This is a genomic window from Streptomyces sp. Root1310, from assembly GCF_001426425.1.
Taxonomy (GTDB): Bacteria; Actinomycetota; Actinomycetes; order Streptomycetales; family Streptomycetaceae; genus Streptomyces.
Window position 1 is genome coordinate 44,530 of sequence record NZ_LMEQ01000032.1, and the last position, 13,867, is coordinate 58,396.

Genomic DNA, 13,867 nt, shown 5'->3' on the forward strand with positions numbered 1-13,867 from the left:
AAGAGTGGTGAGGTACTGCGTGCGGTGCGGGCTCCGTCAGTGATGCAGGTCAGTGGTGGAGGATCTTCGACAGGAAGTCCTTGGCACGGTCGCTGCGCGGATTGCTGAAGAACTGGTCGGGCGCAGCCTCTTCGACGATGCGTCCGTCCGCCATGAACACCACGCGGTTTGCAGCCGATCGTGCGAAACCCATCTCGTGGGTGACGACGATCATCGTCATGCCGTCCCGGGCCAGCTGCTGCATGACTTCGAGGACCTCGTTGATCATCTCGGGGTCCAGAGCCGACGTCGGCTCGTCGAAGAGCATGACCTTCGGGTCCATCGCCAGCGCCCGCGCGATGGCGACGCGCTGCTGCTGACCGCCGGAGAGCTGTGCGGGGTACTTGTCGGCCTGGGTGGCCACACCGACCCGGTCGAGGAGGGCGCGCGCCTTCTCCTCGGCCTTCGCCTTGTCGGTCTTGCGGACCTTGATCTGGCCGAGCATCACGTTCTCGAGCACGGTCTTGTGCGCGAACAGGTTGAACGACTGGAACACCATGCCGACGTCGGCGCGGAGCCGGGCCAGCGCCTTGCCCTCCTGGGGCAGTGGCTTCCCATCGATGGTAATCGCGCCCTCGTCGATCGTCTCCAGGCGGTTGATGGTGCGGCACAGGGTCGACTTGCCGGACCCGGAGGGTCCGATGACCACGACGACCTCGCCGCGGTCGATCGTGAGGTCGATGTCCTGGAGGACGTGCAACGCGCCGAAGTGCTTGTTGACGCTCCTCAGGACGACCAGTTCACCGCTCGCGACCGCGTCTTCCTTGGTCACCGATACTTCGGTCATCGCTATGGTGCTCCGTCCTCCTCGGTTTCGGAGGACAGTAGTGACCTGCCGCGACCAGCGTCATTACATCTGAGGGGAATCTGAGCATCACGATCCGATAGCAATCGGACACGTGTCGTAGCACTTGTGACCTGCGGGCGTATCGGGCGGATAACGGTAGCCGGGCGCAACCGGAACCCTCTTGACGGCGTCCTCGTCCATCAGCGTGACTGCCATGATGCACACACGCGTGTGCCCGCGTTTTCCCGACCGGAGAACCGAACGCCTGTTTTAGTGAGTCAGACCGTATGCCCGATGAACCGGAGGAGGCCGGCATGAGACTGCTGCTCGTCGAGGACGACAACCACGTCGCCGCCGCGCTGTCCGCCGTCCTGAAGCGGCACGGTTTCGACGTCACCCACGCGCGCAGCGGCGAGGAGGCCCTCCAGGCCCTCGTCCCGGAGGGCCCCGGCTTCGGGGTCGTCCTGCTCGACCTGGGCCTTCCCGACCAGGACGGCTACGAGGTCTGCGGCAAGATCCGCAAGCGCACCGCCACGCCGGTGATCATGGTGACCGCCCGCTCCGACGTGCGCTCGCGCATCCACGGCCTCAACCTGGGCGCCGACGACTACGTGGTGAAGCCGTACGACACCGGGGAACTGCTCGCCCGTATCCACGCCGTCAGCCGCCGCACCGTCCACGAGGACCCGGAGGCCGGCGGGGAGGACGCGCTGCTCCTGGGCCCGGTGCACATCGAACTGCCCACCCGGCGCGTCACCGTGGACGGTTCCGTGGTCCAGCTGACCCGCAAGGAGTTCGACCTCCTGGCGCTGCTCGCCCAGCGTCCCGGTGTGGTCTTCCGCCGGGAACAGATCATCAGCGAGGTGTGGCGGACCAGCTGGGAGGGGACCGGGCGCACCCTGGAGGTGCACGTGGCCTCGCTGCGCGCCAAACTGCGCATGCCCGCGCTGATCGAGACCGTGCGCGGCGTCGGCTACCGGCTCGTCGCGCCGGGCGCATAGCGGGGACCGCGGTTGCGTACACGTCTCCTGCCGCTGCTCATCGTGCTGATGGCGGCCGTACTGCTGGCTCTCGGGGTGCCGCTGGCCGTCAGCGTGGCGGGCGCCCAGCAGCAGAGCGTCGTCGTCGACCGTATCGACGACACCGCGCGGTTCGCGGCGCTCGCCCAGTTCGTCACCGCCTCGACGGGCGTCAACGACTCCGCGTCGGCCACGAACGAGCGGCGCGCGACGCTCAGCCGGGAGCTCGACAGCTACTACGACGTCTACGGCATTCGCGCCGGTGTCTTCTACGGCACCGACACCCCCATGGCTCATGCCCCGGGGGACTGGTACCTCCCCGAAACGGGGGAGGTGCGGGAAGCCTTCGAGGAGGCGCTGCTCAGCCGACGCAGCCACGACCCCCGGCAGGTGTGGCCATGGCAGCGCAACCGGCTCGTCGTGGCGTCGCCGGTCATCCGGGACGGCGATGTCGTCGCCGTCGTCGTCACCGACTCGCCCACCGGGCCGATGCGGTCGCGGATCCTGCACGGCTGGCTGGTCGTCGGCGCGGGCGAGATCGCCGCGATGCTGCTGGCCATCGGCGCCGCCCTGCGGCTGACCGGCTGGGTGCTGCGGCCGGTGCGGGTCCTGGACGCCACCACCCACGAGATCGCGAGCGGCCGCCTGAAGTCCCGTGTCGCGGTGGCCGGCGGGCCCCCGGAACTCCGGAGGCTGGCCGGGGCGTTCAACGAGATGGCGGACAACGTCGAGGACGTGCTGGAGCAGCAGCGCGCCTTCGTCGCCGACGCCTCGCACCAGCTGCGCAATCCGCTCGCCGCACTGCTGCTGCGCATCGAACTGCTCGGATACGAGCTCCCGGAGGGCAACGAGGAGATCGCCTCCGTCCAGAACGAGGGCAAGCGCCTGGCCCAGGTCCTGGACGACCTGCTCGACCTGGCACTGGCCGAGCACGCGGAGGCCGACCTGCGGGTCACCGACATCGGCGCGCTGGCCGCCGAGCGCGTGGCCGCCTGGGCGCCCACCGCGGCGGCCAAGGGCGTCCGGCTGGTCGGTGACTGCCCGCCCACCACGGCGTGGGCCGACCCGGTGACGCTGTCCAGCGCGCTGGACGCCGTGATCGACAACGCGGTGAAGTTCACCCCGGAGGGGGAGAGCGTCACGGTCGCGGTCACGGCCGACGGGGGGACCTCGACCGTCGTCGTCACCGACAACGGTCCCGGGCTGACCGACGAGGAACTCACCCGCGTGGGCGACCGTTTCTGGCGCAGCGGCCGTCACCAGAACATCAAGGGCTCGGGCCTTGGCCTGTCCATCTCCCGGGCCCTGCTCGCGGCGAGTGGCGGTTCCCTCTCGTACGGCCATCACGAGCCCAGTGGACTGACGGCGACCGTGTCGGTGCCGAGGTCGCCTACGTCCTAGTGCTGTGGCCGGAAAGGTTTACCGGAAAGCTCGCGGCGTCCGGTGCGGCGCATCGCAAGGCGGAGCATCACCCGCGTACTGGATGTACTCGGGTGGTGCGACAACGCCGCGAGGTGCCGTGCCGGGCGTCGCGAGCCGGTGAACCTTTCCGGTCGCAGCACTAGCGGGGGCCTCAGGGCTTGACGGAGCGGTAGTAGCGCCGGGCGCCCTCGTGCAGCTTCAGCGGGTCGGTGTAGATGGCCGTACGCAGGTCGACCAGCTGCGCGGAGTGCACATGCGCACCGATGCCGTCCCGGCTCTTGATCACGGTCCGGGTCAGCCACTCGGTGAGCCGGGGCGCCATGTCCGTCCGGGTCATCAGCAGGTTGGACACCGCGATCGTCGCCACCGTCGAGCCGTTCTGGATGGTGGGGTACGCCGACTCCGGCATGTTCGTGGCCCGGTAGAACCCGGTGGAGTCGTCCTGGTCGTGCATCTTGGCGACCAGGTCGGGGCCGATCGGCACGAACCGGAAGGTGAAGGTGTCGGCCAGCTTCTCCAGCCCGGCCGTCGGCACCCCGCCGGACCAGAAGAAGGCGTCGATCTTGCCCTTCTTCAGCTCCTCGGGGCCGGTGTCGATGCCCCGCGACACGGCCTTGATGTCCCGCGCCGGGTCCAGGCCCGCCGCGTTGAGCACCCGCTCGGCGATCAGCCGCACGCCCGAGCGGGGCAGCCCGGTCGCCACGGTCTTCCCTCGCAGGTCGGCGACGGACCGCACGTCGGAGTCACGCGGCACCACGAGCTGGACGTAGTCGTCGTACAGACGGGCCACCCCGCGCAGCCGGGCGGCCGAGCCGGGGTGCTGCCGTTCGTACGTCTCCACCGCGTCGGCCGCGGCGATGGTGAAGTCGGCTTCGCCGGTCGCCAGGCGCGCGACGTTCTCCTGCGATCCGTTGCTGGTCGTCAGGTTCACGTCCAGGTCGGGCATGTCACGGGCGAGCTCCGCGCGCAGGCGACTGCCGTACTCGTAGTAGACGCCGCTCGTCGTGCCCGTGCTGAAGGTGATCGACCCGCTCGGCGGGTCCTCGCCCAGCGGCAGCAGCCACCACAGCAGCAGCCCGAGGACGACGACACCGGCTGCGGTGCCCAGGAGGGCACGGCGCCTGCCGATACGGGAGAACAACGGGGACATGGGCGCGATCCTGCCAGCCGGAACGCGGTGCTGACCAGGGCGGGGCTCACAGGCCGGTTCCGGACGGGAGTGTCAGTGGCCGTCGTTACAGTCGGTGCATGAGTTCCTCGCCCGCCGAACTGGTCCGTGAGTTCCACCGCGCCTTCGGGCTCGACGCCCGCAGCACGCCGATGGAGGTGTCGCCCCGCCTCGCCGCGCACCGTGGTGAACTCCTCGCCGAGGAGGCGGCGGAGGTCGCCGAGGTGTCGGTGAGCGGCCCGCTGGACCGGCTCGCGCACGAGCTGGCCGACGTCGTCTACGTCGCCTACGGCACGGCCCTGGTGCACGGGATCGACCTCGACGCGGTGATCGCCGAGATCCACCGGTCCAACATGACCAAGCTGGGCCCCGACGGCCAGGTCGCCCGTCGCGCCGACGGCAAGGTCCTCAAGGGGGAGCACTACGAGATACCGGACGTGTCCGCGGTGCTACGCCGCCAGGGCTGGACTCCCGGCGGCGCGGCCTGAAGCCGGCGGACCGGTCAGGTGGGTGACCCGTCGCCCGCCGGCTTCCACTCCCGTTCACGGCCCAGGGACCTGGGGTGTGAGAAAGAGGGGGTGGGCCTGGCAACCGTTTCCCACTGGCCGGCGATGAGCCGTCAGTCGCCCACCGCCGTCTGCGTCCTCGCCTCGGGAAGCCGCTCGGGGGCGCCCTGGTCGTGGGGCGTCCGGCGCCGCACCCACCAAGCGGCCACCGGCTCCGTGTAGCGGGCGGTCAGCGGGCCCAGCACGACCAGGATCAGGACGTACGCCGTGGCCAGCGGCCCGAGGGACGGCTCGATCCCCGCGGTCACCGCCAGCCCCGCGATGACGATCGAGAACTCCCCGCGCGCCACCAGCGCGCCGCCCGCACGCCAGCGCCCCTTGACCGAGATCCCGGACCGCCGGGCCGCCCAGTAGCCGGTGGCGATCTTGGTCGCGGCGGTGACGACGGCCAGCGCGAGGGCGGGCAGCAGGACGGGAGGGATGCTCGCCGGGTCGGTGTGCAGGCCGAAGAAGACGAAGAAGACGGCGGCGAACAGGTCACGCAGCGGGCTCAGCAGCGTGTGCGCGCCCTCGGCGACCTCTCCGGACAGGGCGATGCCCACCAGGAACGCTCCCACGGCGGCCGACACCTGGAGCTGCTGCGCCACCCCGGCTACCAGGATGGTGAGCCCCAGCACGACGAGAAGCAGCTTCTCCGGGTCGTCGCTCGACACGAACCGGGAGATGACCCGGCCGTAGCGCACCGCCGCGAACAGCACGAGCCCCGCGACGCCCAGCGCGATCGCCAGGGTGACACTGCCGGCCGCCAGCCCGACGCCGGCCACCAGGGCGGTGACGATGGGCAGGTAGACCGCCATGGCCAGGTCCTCCAGGACCAGGACGCTGAGGATCACCGGGGTCTCCCGGTTGCCGACCCGGCCCAGGTCGCCCAGCACCTTGGCGATCACCCCGGACGAGGAGATCCAGGTGACGCCCGCCAGCACCACGGCCGCCACCGGCCCCCAGCCCAGCAGCAGCGCGGCGGCCGCGCCCGGCAGGGCGTTGAGGGCGCAGTCGACGAGACCGGCCGGATAGTGGGCCTTGAGGTTGGAGACGAGATCGCTGGCCGTGTACTCCAGGCCGAGCATCAGCAGCAACAGGATGACGCCGATCTCGGCACCGGTGGCGACGAACTCCTCGCTCGCGCCGAGCGGCAGCAGCCCGCCCTCGCCGAAGGCCAGACCGGACAGCAGGTACAGCGGGATCGGCGAGAACCGGAAACGGGCGGCGAACCGGCCGAGCAGGCCGAGGCCGAGGATGATGGAACCGAACTCGATCAGCAGGACCGCGGAGTGCACCCGATCACTCCCGACCGAGTATGGCCGCGGCCGCGTCCACACCTTCGCGGGTGCCGATGACGATGAGGGTGTCGCCGCCCGCGAGACGGAAGTCCGGCGTCGGCGACGGGATCGCCTCGGCCCGCCGCAGCACCGCGACTATGGAGGTGCCGGTCTCCGTGCGCATCCGGGTGTCGCCCAGCAGCCGTCCGTTCCAGCGCGAGGTGGCCGCGACCTCGACGCGCTCGGCGACCAGCCCCAGGTCCGTCGTGTACAGCAGGCTCGCGCTGTGGTGGGACGGCATCAGCGCGTCGATCAGCGAGCCCGCCTCGGCACCGGTCAGCCGCAGGGAATGGGCGCAGGAGTCGGGGTCGTCCGCCTGATAGAGGCCGACCGTCCGCGTGCCGTCGCGATGGGCCACCACGGACAGGTGGCGCTGCTCCCGCGTCACGAGGTCGTACTGGACGCCGATGCCTGGCAGCGGTGTCGTCCGGAGGCGTGGAGCAGACACGTTTCTTCCCCTTGCTGGTCGTTTGCCGGTCGTTGCCTGTGAGGTCTGGGACGAGTGCCCAAAACCGCCATGCTGCCATCCCCCCGTACGGTGACGACATGGGTGTCGTGACGGATGGACAGGGCCGCCGGTGGGCGCGGAGGCTGGTCACGGCAGTGCCATGGAGAAGCGGCCGGGCCCGGTCCGGGCGCCCACAAACGCCGGAGACCGGTCGGCCCGGTCAGCCCCGACAACCCGGACAACCCGGAGGGGCCTCAGGGGCTGGAGGGGCGGAGAGAGCGGTTCGAGCCGCACGAGACGGCCACGACCAGCCGGACGGACACGACAAGCGAGTCGGGCGAGTGGGGCAAGCAGGGCAAGCAGGGCAAGCAGGGCAAGGAGGAGCCGCGCACATGTCACTGTTCTGGCGGATCTTCGTGCTCGACGCCGTCGGTCTGATCGTCGCGGCCGCGCTGCTGCTGGGCCCGGTCACCGTCTCCACGCCCATACTGCCGGGCGAGGTGCTCGTCGTGCTCGCGGGTCTGGCCGCGCTGCTGACGGTCAACGCGGTCGTGCTGCGCGTAGGACTGGCCCCGCTGGGGCGGCTGGGACGGGCCATGGCCGACGCCGACCTGCTGCACCCCGGAGCCCGTGCCGTGGTCTCGGGACCGGTCGAGACGGCCGAGCTGATCACGACGTACAACGCCATGCTGGACCGGCTGGAGGCCGAGCGCGCCGCCAGCGCGGCCGGGGCGCTGTCCGCCCAGGAACGCGAACGCCACCGCATCGCCCGTGAACTCCACGACGAGGTCGGCCAGACCCTCACCGCCGTACTGCTCCAGCTCAAACGTGTCGCCGACCGGGCCCCGCGGGACCTGCGCGAGGAGCTGGGCCAGGCGCAGGAGGCCACCCGGGCCGGCCTCGACGAGATCCGCCGTATCGCCCGCCGGCTGCGCCCGGGAGTCCTCGACGAACTCGGACTGCTCAGCGCCCTGCGCTCGCTCGCGGGCGAGTTCACCACCCATGGACTGACGGTGCGCCACGAGCTTCGCACCGGGCTGCCCCCGCTGACCGAGGAGACGGAACTCGTGCTCTACCGCGTGGCCCAGGAGGCCCTCACCAACACCGCCCGGCACTCCGGCGCCGACCGCGCCGAACTGCGCCTGCGCCCGGTCACCGACGGCGTCGAGCTCCTCGTGCAGGACAACGGGCGGGGTCTGGGCGCGGCGGCCGGCGAGGGCGCCGGGATCCGGGGGATGCGCGAGCGGGCCCTGTTGATCGGGGCGACCCTCACGGTGTCGTCCAGGGGGGACGGCGGCGGGACGGACATCCGGCTGCGGGCGGCCGCGGTGCCCGGCCGGGCGGACGCGGCGGCCCCCGGCGGAGGCCTCTGATGGCGGGCGGCACGGGATCGGCCGCACCCGGTCCGGTTCCGGTGTCCTCTCCGACCCGCGTCCTGCTCGCCGACGACCACACCCTCGTACGCAGGGGGGTACGGCTCATCCTGGACGGCGAGCCCGACCTGACGGTGGTCGCCGAGGCCGGGGACGGTGCCGAGGCGGTGGAGCGAGCCCGGGCCGGTGACATCGACCTGGCCGTCCTCGACGTGGCCATGCCCCGCATGACCGGCCTTCAGGCGGCCCGTGAACTCTCCCGCCGCCTCCCGGCCCTGCGCATCCTCATCCTGACCATGTACGACAACGAGCAGTACTTCTTCGAGGCGCTCAAGGCAGGAGCCGGCGGGTACGTCCTGAAGTCGGTCGCCGACCGGGACCTGGTCGAGGCGTGCCGCGCGGTGGTGCGGGACGAGCCGTTCATCTACCCGGGCGCCGAGCGGGCCCTGGTCCGCTCGTACCTGGACCGGCTGCGTCGCGGCGACGGTGTCGACGGGCTGCCCGAGCGGCCCATCACCGAGCGCGAGGAGGAGATCCTCAAGCTCGTCGCGGAGGGGCACACCTCCAGGGAGATCGGCGCGCTGCTGTTCATCAGCGCCAAGACGGTGGAACGGCACCGCGCCAACCTCCTGCAGAAACTCGGCATGCGCGACCGCCTGGAACTCACCCGCTACGCGATCCGCGCGGGCCTCATCGACCCCTGACGCCCAGCGCGGCCGCGCGTCCCCCTCGGTGAGAGCCCGCCTGCCGACCGCGACAGCGGAAGTGGCAGCGGAAGTGGCAGCGACGGAACCGGTGCCGGTCCCGCGAACGGGGGCAGGCGGGCGTTCTTCGGGGAGCGCCTACCCTTGAGCCATGACCAGCAGCAGCGACCGGAGCCTCGCAGTGGACGTTCACACACCCAAGAGCTACGAGATCCGCACCTATGGGTGCCAGATGAACGTCCACGACTCCGAGCGATTGTCCGGGCTGCTCGAAGAAGCCGGGTATGTGCGCGCCCCCGAGGGGTCCGACGGTGACGCGGACGTCGTCGTCTTCAACACCTGCGCGGTGCGCGAGAACGCCGACAACCGCCTCTACGGCAACCTCGGCCGGCTCGCGCCGAGGAAAGCGAGCCGTCCCGGGATGCAGATCGCGGTCGGCGGCTGTCTCGCCCAGAAGGACCGCGACACCATCGTGAAGAAGGCGCCCTGGGTGGACGTCGTCTTCGGCACGCACAACATCGGCAAGCTGCCGGTCCTGCTGGAACGCGCGCGCGTGCAGGAAGAGGCCCAGGTCGAGATCGCCGAGTCGCTCGAGGCGTTCCCCTCCACCCTGCCGACGCGCCGCGAGAGCGCCTACGCGGCGTGGGTGTCGATCTCCGTCGGCTGCAACAACACCTGTACCTTCTGCATCGTCCCGGCCCTGCGCGGCAAGGAGAAGGACCGCCGCACCGGCGACATCCTCGCCGAGATCGAGGCGCTGGTCGGCGAGGGCGTCTCCGAGATCACCCTGCTCGGCCAGAACGTCAACGCCTACGGTTCCGACATCGGCGACCGCGAGGCCTTCAGCAAGCTGCTCCGCGCGTGCGGCGCGATCGAGGGTCTGGAGCGCGTCCGCTTCACCTCCCCGCACCCGCGCGACTTCACCGACGACGTCATCGCGGCCATGGCCGAGACGCCCAACGTGATGCCGCAGCTGCACATGCCGCTGCAGTCCGGCTCGGACACGGTCCTGAAGGCGATGCGCCGCTCGTACCGGCAGGAGCGGTACCTCGGGATCATCGAGAAGGTCCGTGCCGCCATCCCGCACGCGGCGATCACCACCGACATCATCGTGGGCTTCCCCGGCGAGACCGAGGAGGACTTCGAGCAGACCCTGCACGCGGTCCGCGAGGCCCGTTTCGCGCAGGCGTTCACCTTCCAGTACTCCAAGCGCCCCGGCACCCCGGCCGCGACCATGGAGAACCAGATCCCCAAGCAGGTCGTGCAGGCGCGCTACGAGCGTCTCGTCGCCCTGCAGGAGGAGATCTCCTGGGAGGAGAACAAGAAGCAGGTCGGCCGCACCCTGGAGCTGATGGTGGCCGAGGGCGAGGGCCGCAAGGACGGCGCCACCCACCGCCTCTCCGGCCGCGCCCCCGACAACCGCCTGGTCCACTTCACCAAGCCGGAGCAGGAGGTGCGCCCCGGCGACGTCGTGACCGTCGAGGTGACGTACGCCGCCCCGCACCATCTCCTGGCCGAGGGCCCTGTCCTGGAGGTGCGCCGCACGCGCGCGGGGGACGCCTGGGAGAAGCGCACCGCCGAGAAGGCCGCGAAGCCGGCGGGCGTCCTGCTCGGCCTGCCCAAGATCGGCGTGCCCGCGCCGCTGCCGGTGGCCACGGGCAGCGGCAGCGGCTGCGACTAGACGGCCGGCGCCACGCATGGTCGGTGGCCCCGCCGCTCTCGTACGGGGTTACCCTGCCGATCATGCTTGTCGCCGCCGCAGTCTGTCCCTGTCCGCCCCTGCTGGTACCCGAGGTCGCCGCGGGCGCCGCTGCCGAGCTGGACACCGCGCGAGCCGCCTGCTCGGACGCGCTGGCCGTGCTGGCCGCCGCCCGGCCGGACCGGCTCGTGGTCGTCGGACCGGCCGAGCAGTCCGGGCGCGGCCCGCACCCGGAGGGCGCCCGGGGTTCGTTCGCCGGCTTCGGGGTGGATCTCTCCGTGCGGCTGGGCCGTGGCGGCGGGGACCCGTCGTCCGCGCGCGAACTGCCGCCGTCCCTCGCCGTCGCCGCCTGGCTGCTCGACCGGACGGGGTGGTCGGCCGCCCCGGTCGAGGGACTCGGCGTCGGGGAACCGCTCGCGGCCGAGCGGTGCGTCGAAGTCGGCCGGGGTCTCGACGCGGCGGACCGGGTCGCGCTGCTGGTCATGGGCGACGCCAGCGCGTGCCGGACGCTGAAGGCGCCGGGATACCTCGACGAGCGTGCGGCACCGTTCGACGCCGAGGTCGCACGGGCGCTCGGCACGGCGGACCTCGCGGCCCTGAAGGCGCTGGACGCCGAGTTGGCGTACGAACTCAAGGCCTCGGGCCGGGCGCCCTGGCAGGTGCTGGCGGGCGCGGCCGACGACGCCGGGCTGGCGGGCGCGCTGCTCTACGAGGACGCGCCCTACGGGGTGGGATACGTGGTCGCGACTTGGTCGTAGGGCGGCTGACGGCGGCCTCGTACGGCTTCCGGCCGGGCGGCGCCGACCGGTGGAAGGGTGCCGACCGGCGCAACGGCGCCGTCGGGTGGAACGGCGCCGGCCGGTGAAGCAGTGCCGGCCGGTGGAACGGCGGACGGCCGCGAGCGTTTCCGCGCGCGGCCGTCCGCCGATCGATGGGCCGGCGTGAGGGGTCGCTCAGGAGGCCGGCGGGGGAGTGTTCGGCGGGGTGAAGGTGTCGCCGCCCCCAGCGGACCGGTCCTTGTGCGCGAGCCGGTCCACGGCGCCCTTGGCCTTGCCGGTGCCCGACTGGATCCGGTCGCTGTACTTGCCCTTGGTCTTCTCGTCGACGACCCTCGCGGCCGTGTCCAGACCGTGCTGCACCTTGTCCCCGTGCTGCTGCGCGAGGTCCGAGACCTTGCCCTTGGCCGGGGAGAGTCTGGCCTTCAAATTGTGCAAAAGACCCATGGGGCACCTTCCTCGCGGGTTCCGCTACGCGCGGGCGCCTTCGCCCGCTTCGCTGTCGGCCGCCTCTTCGGCGGACTGCTGCCGGGGAATCTCGACCCCGTCGGTGCCGGCGACGGCAACCGGTTCCGTCGTCTTTTCCGTCTCCGTCTCGGCGGCGTTCCCTGCGGTCTCAGCCTCAGCCTCGGCGTTGGCCCCGGCCGACTCCCGCGCCGACGTGGGCTCACCCGTCTGCTCCGCCTCGACGCCGTCCACCGACGTTCCGGTCGACGGGTCGGCGGCGCTCGCCGTCTCCGCCGTCGCTTCCTCCGTCGCCTTCGACCTCCGAAAAATTCGCGCCAATACGCCCATAACCACTCCATACGGTACTCGTGCGGGCGAAATCCCGCGTTGGCCGGTGCGTCCGTTTGCGTCACCGGGGTCACCGCCTCCGCGAAGGGTGGCGGGAATCTCGCAACGGGCAACGACCTCGGTCCGGCGTCGTCACGTAACTCGTTCGAGGGCGGTGGCCGGGGTTTGCGAGACTGGTGCCGTGAGCAGCGCATCCCCCGCCCCCCGCGTCATTGCCGTCGTCGGACCGACCGCAGCCGGAAAGTCCGATCTGGGCGTTTTCCTGGCCCGGCGGCTCGGCGGCGAGGTCGTCAACGCCGACTCCATGCAGCTCTACCGAGGGATGGACATCGGTACCGCCAAACTGACGCCCGAGGAGCGCGGCGGCGTTCCGCACCACCTCCTGGACGTCTGGGACGTGACGGAGACCGCCTCCGTCGCCGAGTACCAGCGGCTGGCCCGGGAAAGGATCGACGCCCTGCTCGCCGAGGGCCGTTGGCCGATCCTCGTCGGAGGCTCCGGGCTGTACGTCCGGGGCGCCGTCGACAACCTGGAGTTCCCCGGCACCGACCCCGAGGTCCGGGCACGGCTGGAGGAGGAGCTCACGCTGCGCGGTTCGGGTGCGCTGCACGCCCGGCTGGCCGCCGCCGACCCCGAGGCCGCGCACGCCATCCTGCCCGGCAACGGCCGCCGTATCGTGCGGGCCCTCGAGGTGATCGAGATCACCGGCAAGCCCTTCACGGCCAACCTGCCCGGTCACGACTCGGTCTACGACACCGTCCAGATCGGGGTCGACGTGGCGCGCCCCGAACTCGACGAGCGCATCGCCCGCCGCGTCGACCGGATGTGGGACGCGGGGCTGGTGGACGAGGTCCGCGCGCTGGAGGCGCAGGGCCTGCGTGAGGGGCGCACGGCCTCGCGGGCGCTCGGCTACCAGCAGGTCCTCACCGCCCTGGCCGGCGAGTGCACACAGGACGAGGCGCGCGCCGAGACGGTCCGTGCCACCAAGCGCTTCGCGCGCCGTCAGGATTCGTGGTTCAGGCGCGATCCGCGGGTGCACTGGTTGAGTGGGGCCGCGGCTGACCTCACAGAACTTCCGGAGCTCGCGCTGGCGTTGGTGGAGCGACCGGTCACAGCCTGATCACGTCATGGCATCGGGACGCCCAGGCCGTCATCCGGGCATCCCACACCGTGCCATCATCGAGCTTCGATCGACCAAGTGGAGTCCGAGTTGGGAGGGCGCGTGGCGATGGAGGCCGGCCCTCGCGACACCGCAGAAGGCACCGAGCACCTCACCACCGGGCGTGGTGAACCGGAGCCCGAGGAAGGCGGTCTGAGCCCCGACGGGCCGGACGAGGACGACACCCGGGACGGCGTGAGCGACGACGGTCCCGAGCCCGAGGAGATGTTCACGGGCGGACCCGAGGTCGAGGTGGAGCTGCGCCCGCAGCGCCGGCTCCGGCTCTGGCAGCTCGCGCCCATCGTGGCGCTGGCCGCCGGCGGCTCCCTGATGTTCGCCTTCCCGCTGGCCTTCGACTTCGGTGACAGCGGCGCCATGATCGCCATGCTCGGGCTGCTGATCTGCTCCTGCGCGGCCGGCTGGGGCATGATGGCCGCGCGCCGCGTGGGTTACACGTGGCCCGGTCTGCCCCCGCGCGGCTCCGGGCGCCGTCCCGACTGGCGGGTCGTCCTCGCCTACGTCGTGATGGTCGCCGCGGTGGTGGCCCTGGCCGTCGGGCGGGTCGCCCGGCTGCGCTGAGCTCCACGCGCGCG

At 71.6% G+C, this 13,867-nt stretch carries 15 protein-coding genes; 9 read left to right on the forward strand and 6 right to left on the reverse strand.

What is annotated here, in order from left to right:
* Positions 1-49 precede the first annotated feature (49 nt).
* The gene (locus ASD48_RS33500) at positions 50-826 is read right to left on the reverse strand and encodes an amino acid ABC transporter ATP-binding protein (RefSeq protein WP_057605645.1); all 777 of its coding nucleotides are present in this window, start codon (positions 824-826) and stop codon (positions 50-52) included.
* A gap of 314 nt (positions 827-1,140) precedes the next feature.
* Between ASD48_RS33500 and ASD48_RS33505 the strand changes: the two genes are divergently transcribed.
* Complete coding sequence (locus tag ASD48_RS33505; protein WP_057606088.1) at positions 1,141-1,827, forward strand: response regulator transcription factor; 687 nt, start codon at positions 1,141-1,143, stop codon at positions 1,825-1,827.
* Positions 1,828-1,839: 12 nt separating this feature from the next.
* Positions 1,840-3,246, forward strand: coding sequence for a HAMP domain-containing sensor histidine kinase (locus ASD48_RS33510; protein WP_057605646.1), 1,407 nt, complete (start codon positions 1,840-1,842; stop codon positions 3,244-3,246).
* 172 nt (positions 3,247-3,418) lie between these two features.
* On the opposite strand, the gene ASD48_RS33515 is transcribed toward ASD48_RS33510, so the two are convergent.
* Positions 3,419-4,417 (reverse strand): TAXI family TRAP transporter solute-binding subunit, encoded by a 999-nt coding sequence (locus tag ASD48_RS33515; RefSeq protein WP_057605647.1) that lies wholly within the window; start codon positions 4,415-4,417, stop codon positions 3,419-3,421.
* Positions 4,418-4,515: 98 nt separating this feature from the next.
* Between ASD48_RS33515 and ASD48_RS33520 the strand changes: the two genes are divergently transcribed.
* Positions 4,516-4,923 (forward strand): MazG nucleotide pyrophosphohydrolase domain-containing protein, encoded by a 408-nt coding sequence (locus ASD48_RS33520; protein WP_057605648.1) that lies wholly within the window; start codon positions 4,516-4,518, stop codon positions 4,921-4,923.
* 131 nt (positions 4,924-5,054) lie between these two features.
* Here the strand turns inward: ASD48_RS33520 and ASD48_RS33525 are convergent, their stop codons facing one another.
* Both ASD48_RS33525 and ASD48_RS33530 read right to left on the reverse strand, forming a co-directional pair.
* Positions 5,055-6,278 carry a cation:proton antiporter gene (locus ASD48_RS33525; RefSeq protein WP_057605649.1) on the reverse strand — a complete coding sequence of 408 codons (1,224 nt, stop codon included), beginning with the start codon at positions 6,276-6,278 and terminating at the stop codon, positions 5,055-5,057.
* A gap of 4 nt (positions 6,279-6,282) precedes the next feature.
* Positions 6,283-6,768, reverse strand: coding sequence for a TrkA C-terminal domain-containing protein (locus tag ASD48_RS33530; protein ID WP_057605650.1), 486 nt, complete (start codon positions 6,766-6,768; stop codon positions 6,283-6,285).
* Positions 6,769-7,160: 392 nt separating this feature from the next.
* Here ASD48_RS33530 and ASD48_RS33535 point away from each other — a divergent pair, with 392 nt between their 5' ends.
* From ASD48_RS33535 to ASD48_RS33550, 4 genes are all read left to right on the forward strand, one after another.
* Positions 7,161-8,141, forward strand: coding sequence for a sensor histidine kinase (locus ASD48_RS33535; RefSeq protein ID WP_057605651.1), 981 nt, complete (start codon positions 7,161-7,163; stop codon positions 8,139-8,141).
* Complete coding sequence (locus tag ASD48_RS33540) at positions 8,141-8,845, forward strand: response regulator transcription factor (protein WP_057605652.1); 705 nt, start codon at positions 8,141-8,143, stop codon at positions 8,843-8,845. Before ASD48_RS33535 ends, ASD48_RS33540 begins: the two co-directional genes overlap by 1 nt.
* 151 nt (positions 8,846-8,996) lie before the next feature.
* A complete protein-coding gene (gene miaB / locus ASD48_RS33545; RefSeq protein ID WP_199876097.1) occupies positions 8,997-10,526 on the forward strand; it encodes a tRNA (N6-isopentenyl adenosine(37)-C2)-methylthiotransferase MiaB in 1,530 nt (509 codons plus the stop codon).
* A 62-nt stretch (positions 10,527-10,588) separates the two neighbouring features.
* Positions 10,589-11,302 (forward strand): class III extradiol dioxygenase subunit B-like domain-containing protein, encoded by a 714-nt coding sequence (locus ASD48_RS33550; protein ID WP_057606089.1) that lies wholly within the window; start codon positions 10,589-10,591, stop codon positions 11,300-11,302.
* Between the two features lie 195 nt (positions 11,303-11,497).
* Here ASD48_RS33550 and ASD48_RS33555 read toward each other — a convergent pair whose 3' ends face one another.
* On the reverse strand, positions 11,498-11,767 hold the full coding sequence (locus ASD48_RS33555) for an antitoxin (protein WP_057605654.1): 270 nt from the start codon (positions 11,765-11,767) through the stop codon (positions 11,498-11,500).
* Positions 11,768-11,791: 24 nt separating this feature from the next.
* The gene (locus tag ASD48_RS33560) at positions 11,792-12,115 is read right to left on the reverse strand and encodes a hypothetical protein (protein WP_057605655.1); all 324 of its coding nucleotides are present in this window, start codon (positions 12,113-12,115) and stop codon (positions 11,792-11,794) included.
* 181 nt (positions 12,116-12,296) lie between these two features.
* Between ASD48_RS33560 and miaA the strand changes: the two genes are divergently transcribed.
* Positions 12,297-13,235: a tRNA (adenosine(37)-N6)-dimethylallyltransferase MiaA gene (gene miaA / locus ASD48_RS33565; protein ID WP_057605656.1), complete on the forward strand. Its 939-nt coding sequence runs from the start codon at positions 12,297-12,299 to the stop codon at positions 13,233-13,235.
* Positions 13,236-13,343: 108 nt separating this feature from the next.
* Positions 13,344-13,853: a hypothetical protein gene (locus tag ASD48_RS33570; RefSeq protein ID WP_057605657.1), complete on the forward strand. Its 510-nt coding sequence runs from the start codon at positions 13,344-13,346 to the stop codon at positions 13,851-13,853.
* Positions 13,854-13,867 lie beyond the last annotated feature (14 nt).

Coding starts and splice junctions, on each gene's coding strand:
- ASD48_RS33550 (WP_057606089.1), top strand. CDS start 10,589: ATGCTTGTCGCCGCCGCAGTCTGTCCCTGTCCGCCCCTGCTGGTACCC.
- ASD48_RS33505 (WP_057606088.1), top strand. CDS start 1,141: ATGAGACTGCTGCTCGTCGAGGACGACAACCACGTCGCCGCCGCGCTG.
- ASD48_RS33520 (WP_057605648.1), top strand. CDS start 4,516: ATGAGTTCCTCGCCCGCCGAACTGGTCCGTGAGTTCCACCGCGCCTTC.
- ASD48_RS33535 (WP_057605651.1), top strand. CDS start 7,161: ATGTCACTGTTCTGGCGGATCTTCGTGCTCGACGCCGTCGGTCTGATC.
- ASD48_RS33515 (WP_057605647.1), bottom strand. CDS start 4,417: ATGTCCCCGTTGTTCTCCCGTATCGGCAGGCGCCGTGCCCTCCTGGGC.
- ASD48_RS33555 (WP_057605654.1), bottom strand. CDS start 11,767: ATGGGTCTTTTGCACAATTTGAAGGCCAGACTCTCCCCGGCCAAGGGC.
- ASD48_RS33540 (WP_057605652.1), top strand. CDS start 8,141: ATGGCGGGCGGCACGGGATCGGCCGCACCCGGTCCGGTTCCGGTGTCC.
- miaB (WP_199876097.1), top strand. CDS start 8,997: ATGACCAGCAGCAGCGACCGGAGCCTCGCAGTGGACGTTCACACACCC.
- ASD48_RS33570 (WP_057605657.1), top strand. CDS start 13,344: ATGGAGGCCGGCCCTCGCGACACCGCAGAAGGCACCGAGCACCTCACC.
- ASD48_RS33560 (WP_057605655.1), bottom strand. CDS start 12,115: ATGGGCGTATTGGCGCGAATTTTTCGGAGGTCGAAGGCGACGGAGGAA.
- ASD48_RS33500 (WP_057605645.1), bottom strand. CDS start 826: ATGACCGAAGTATCGGTGACCAAGGAAGACGCGGTCGCGAGCGGTGAA.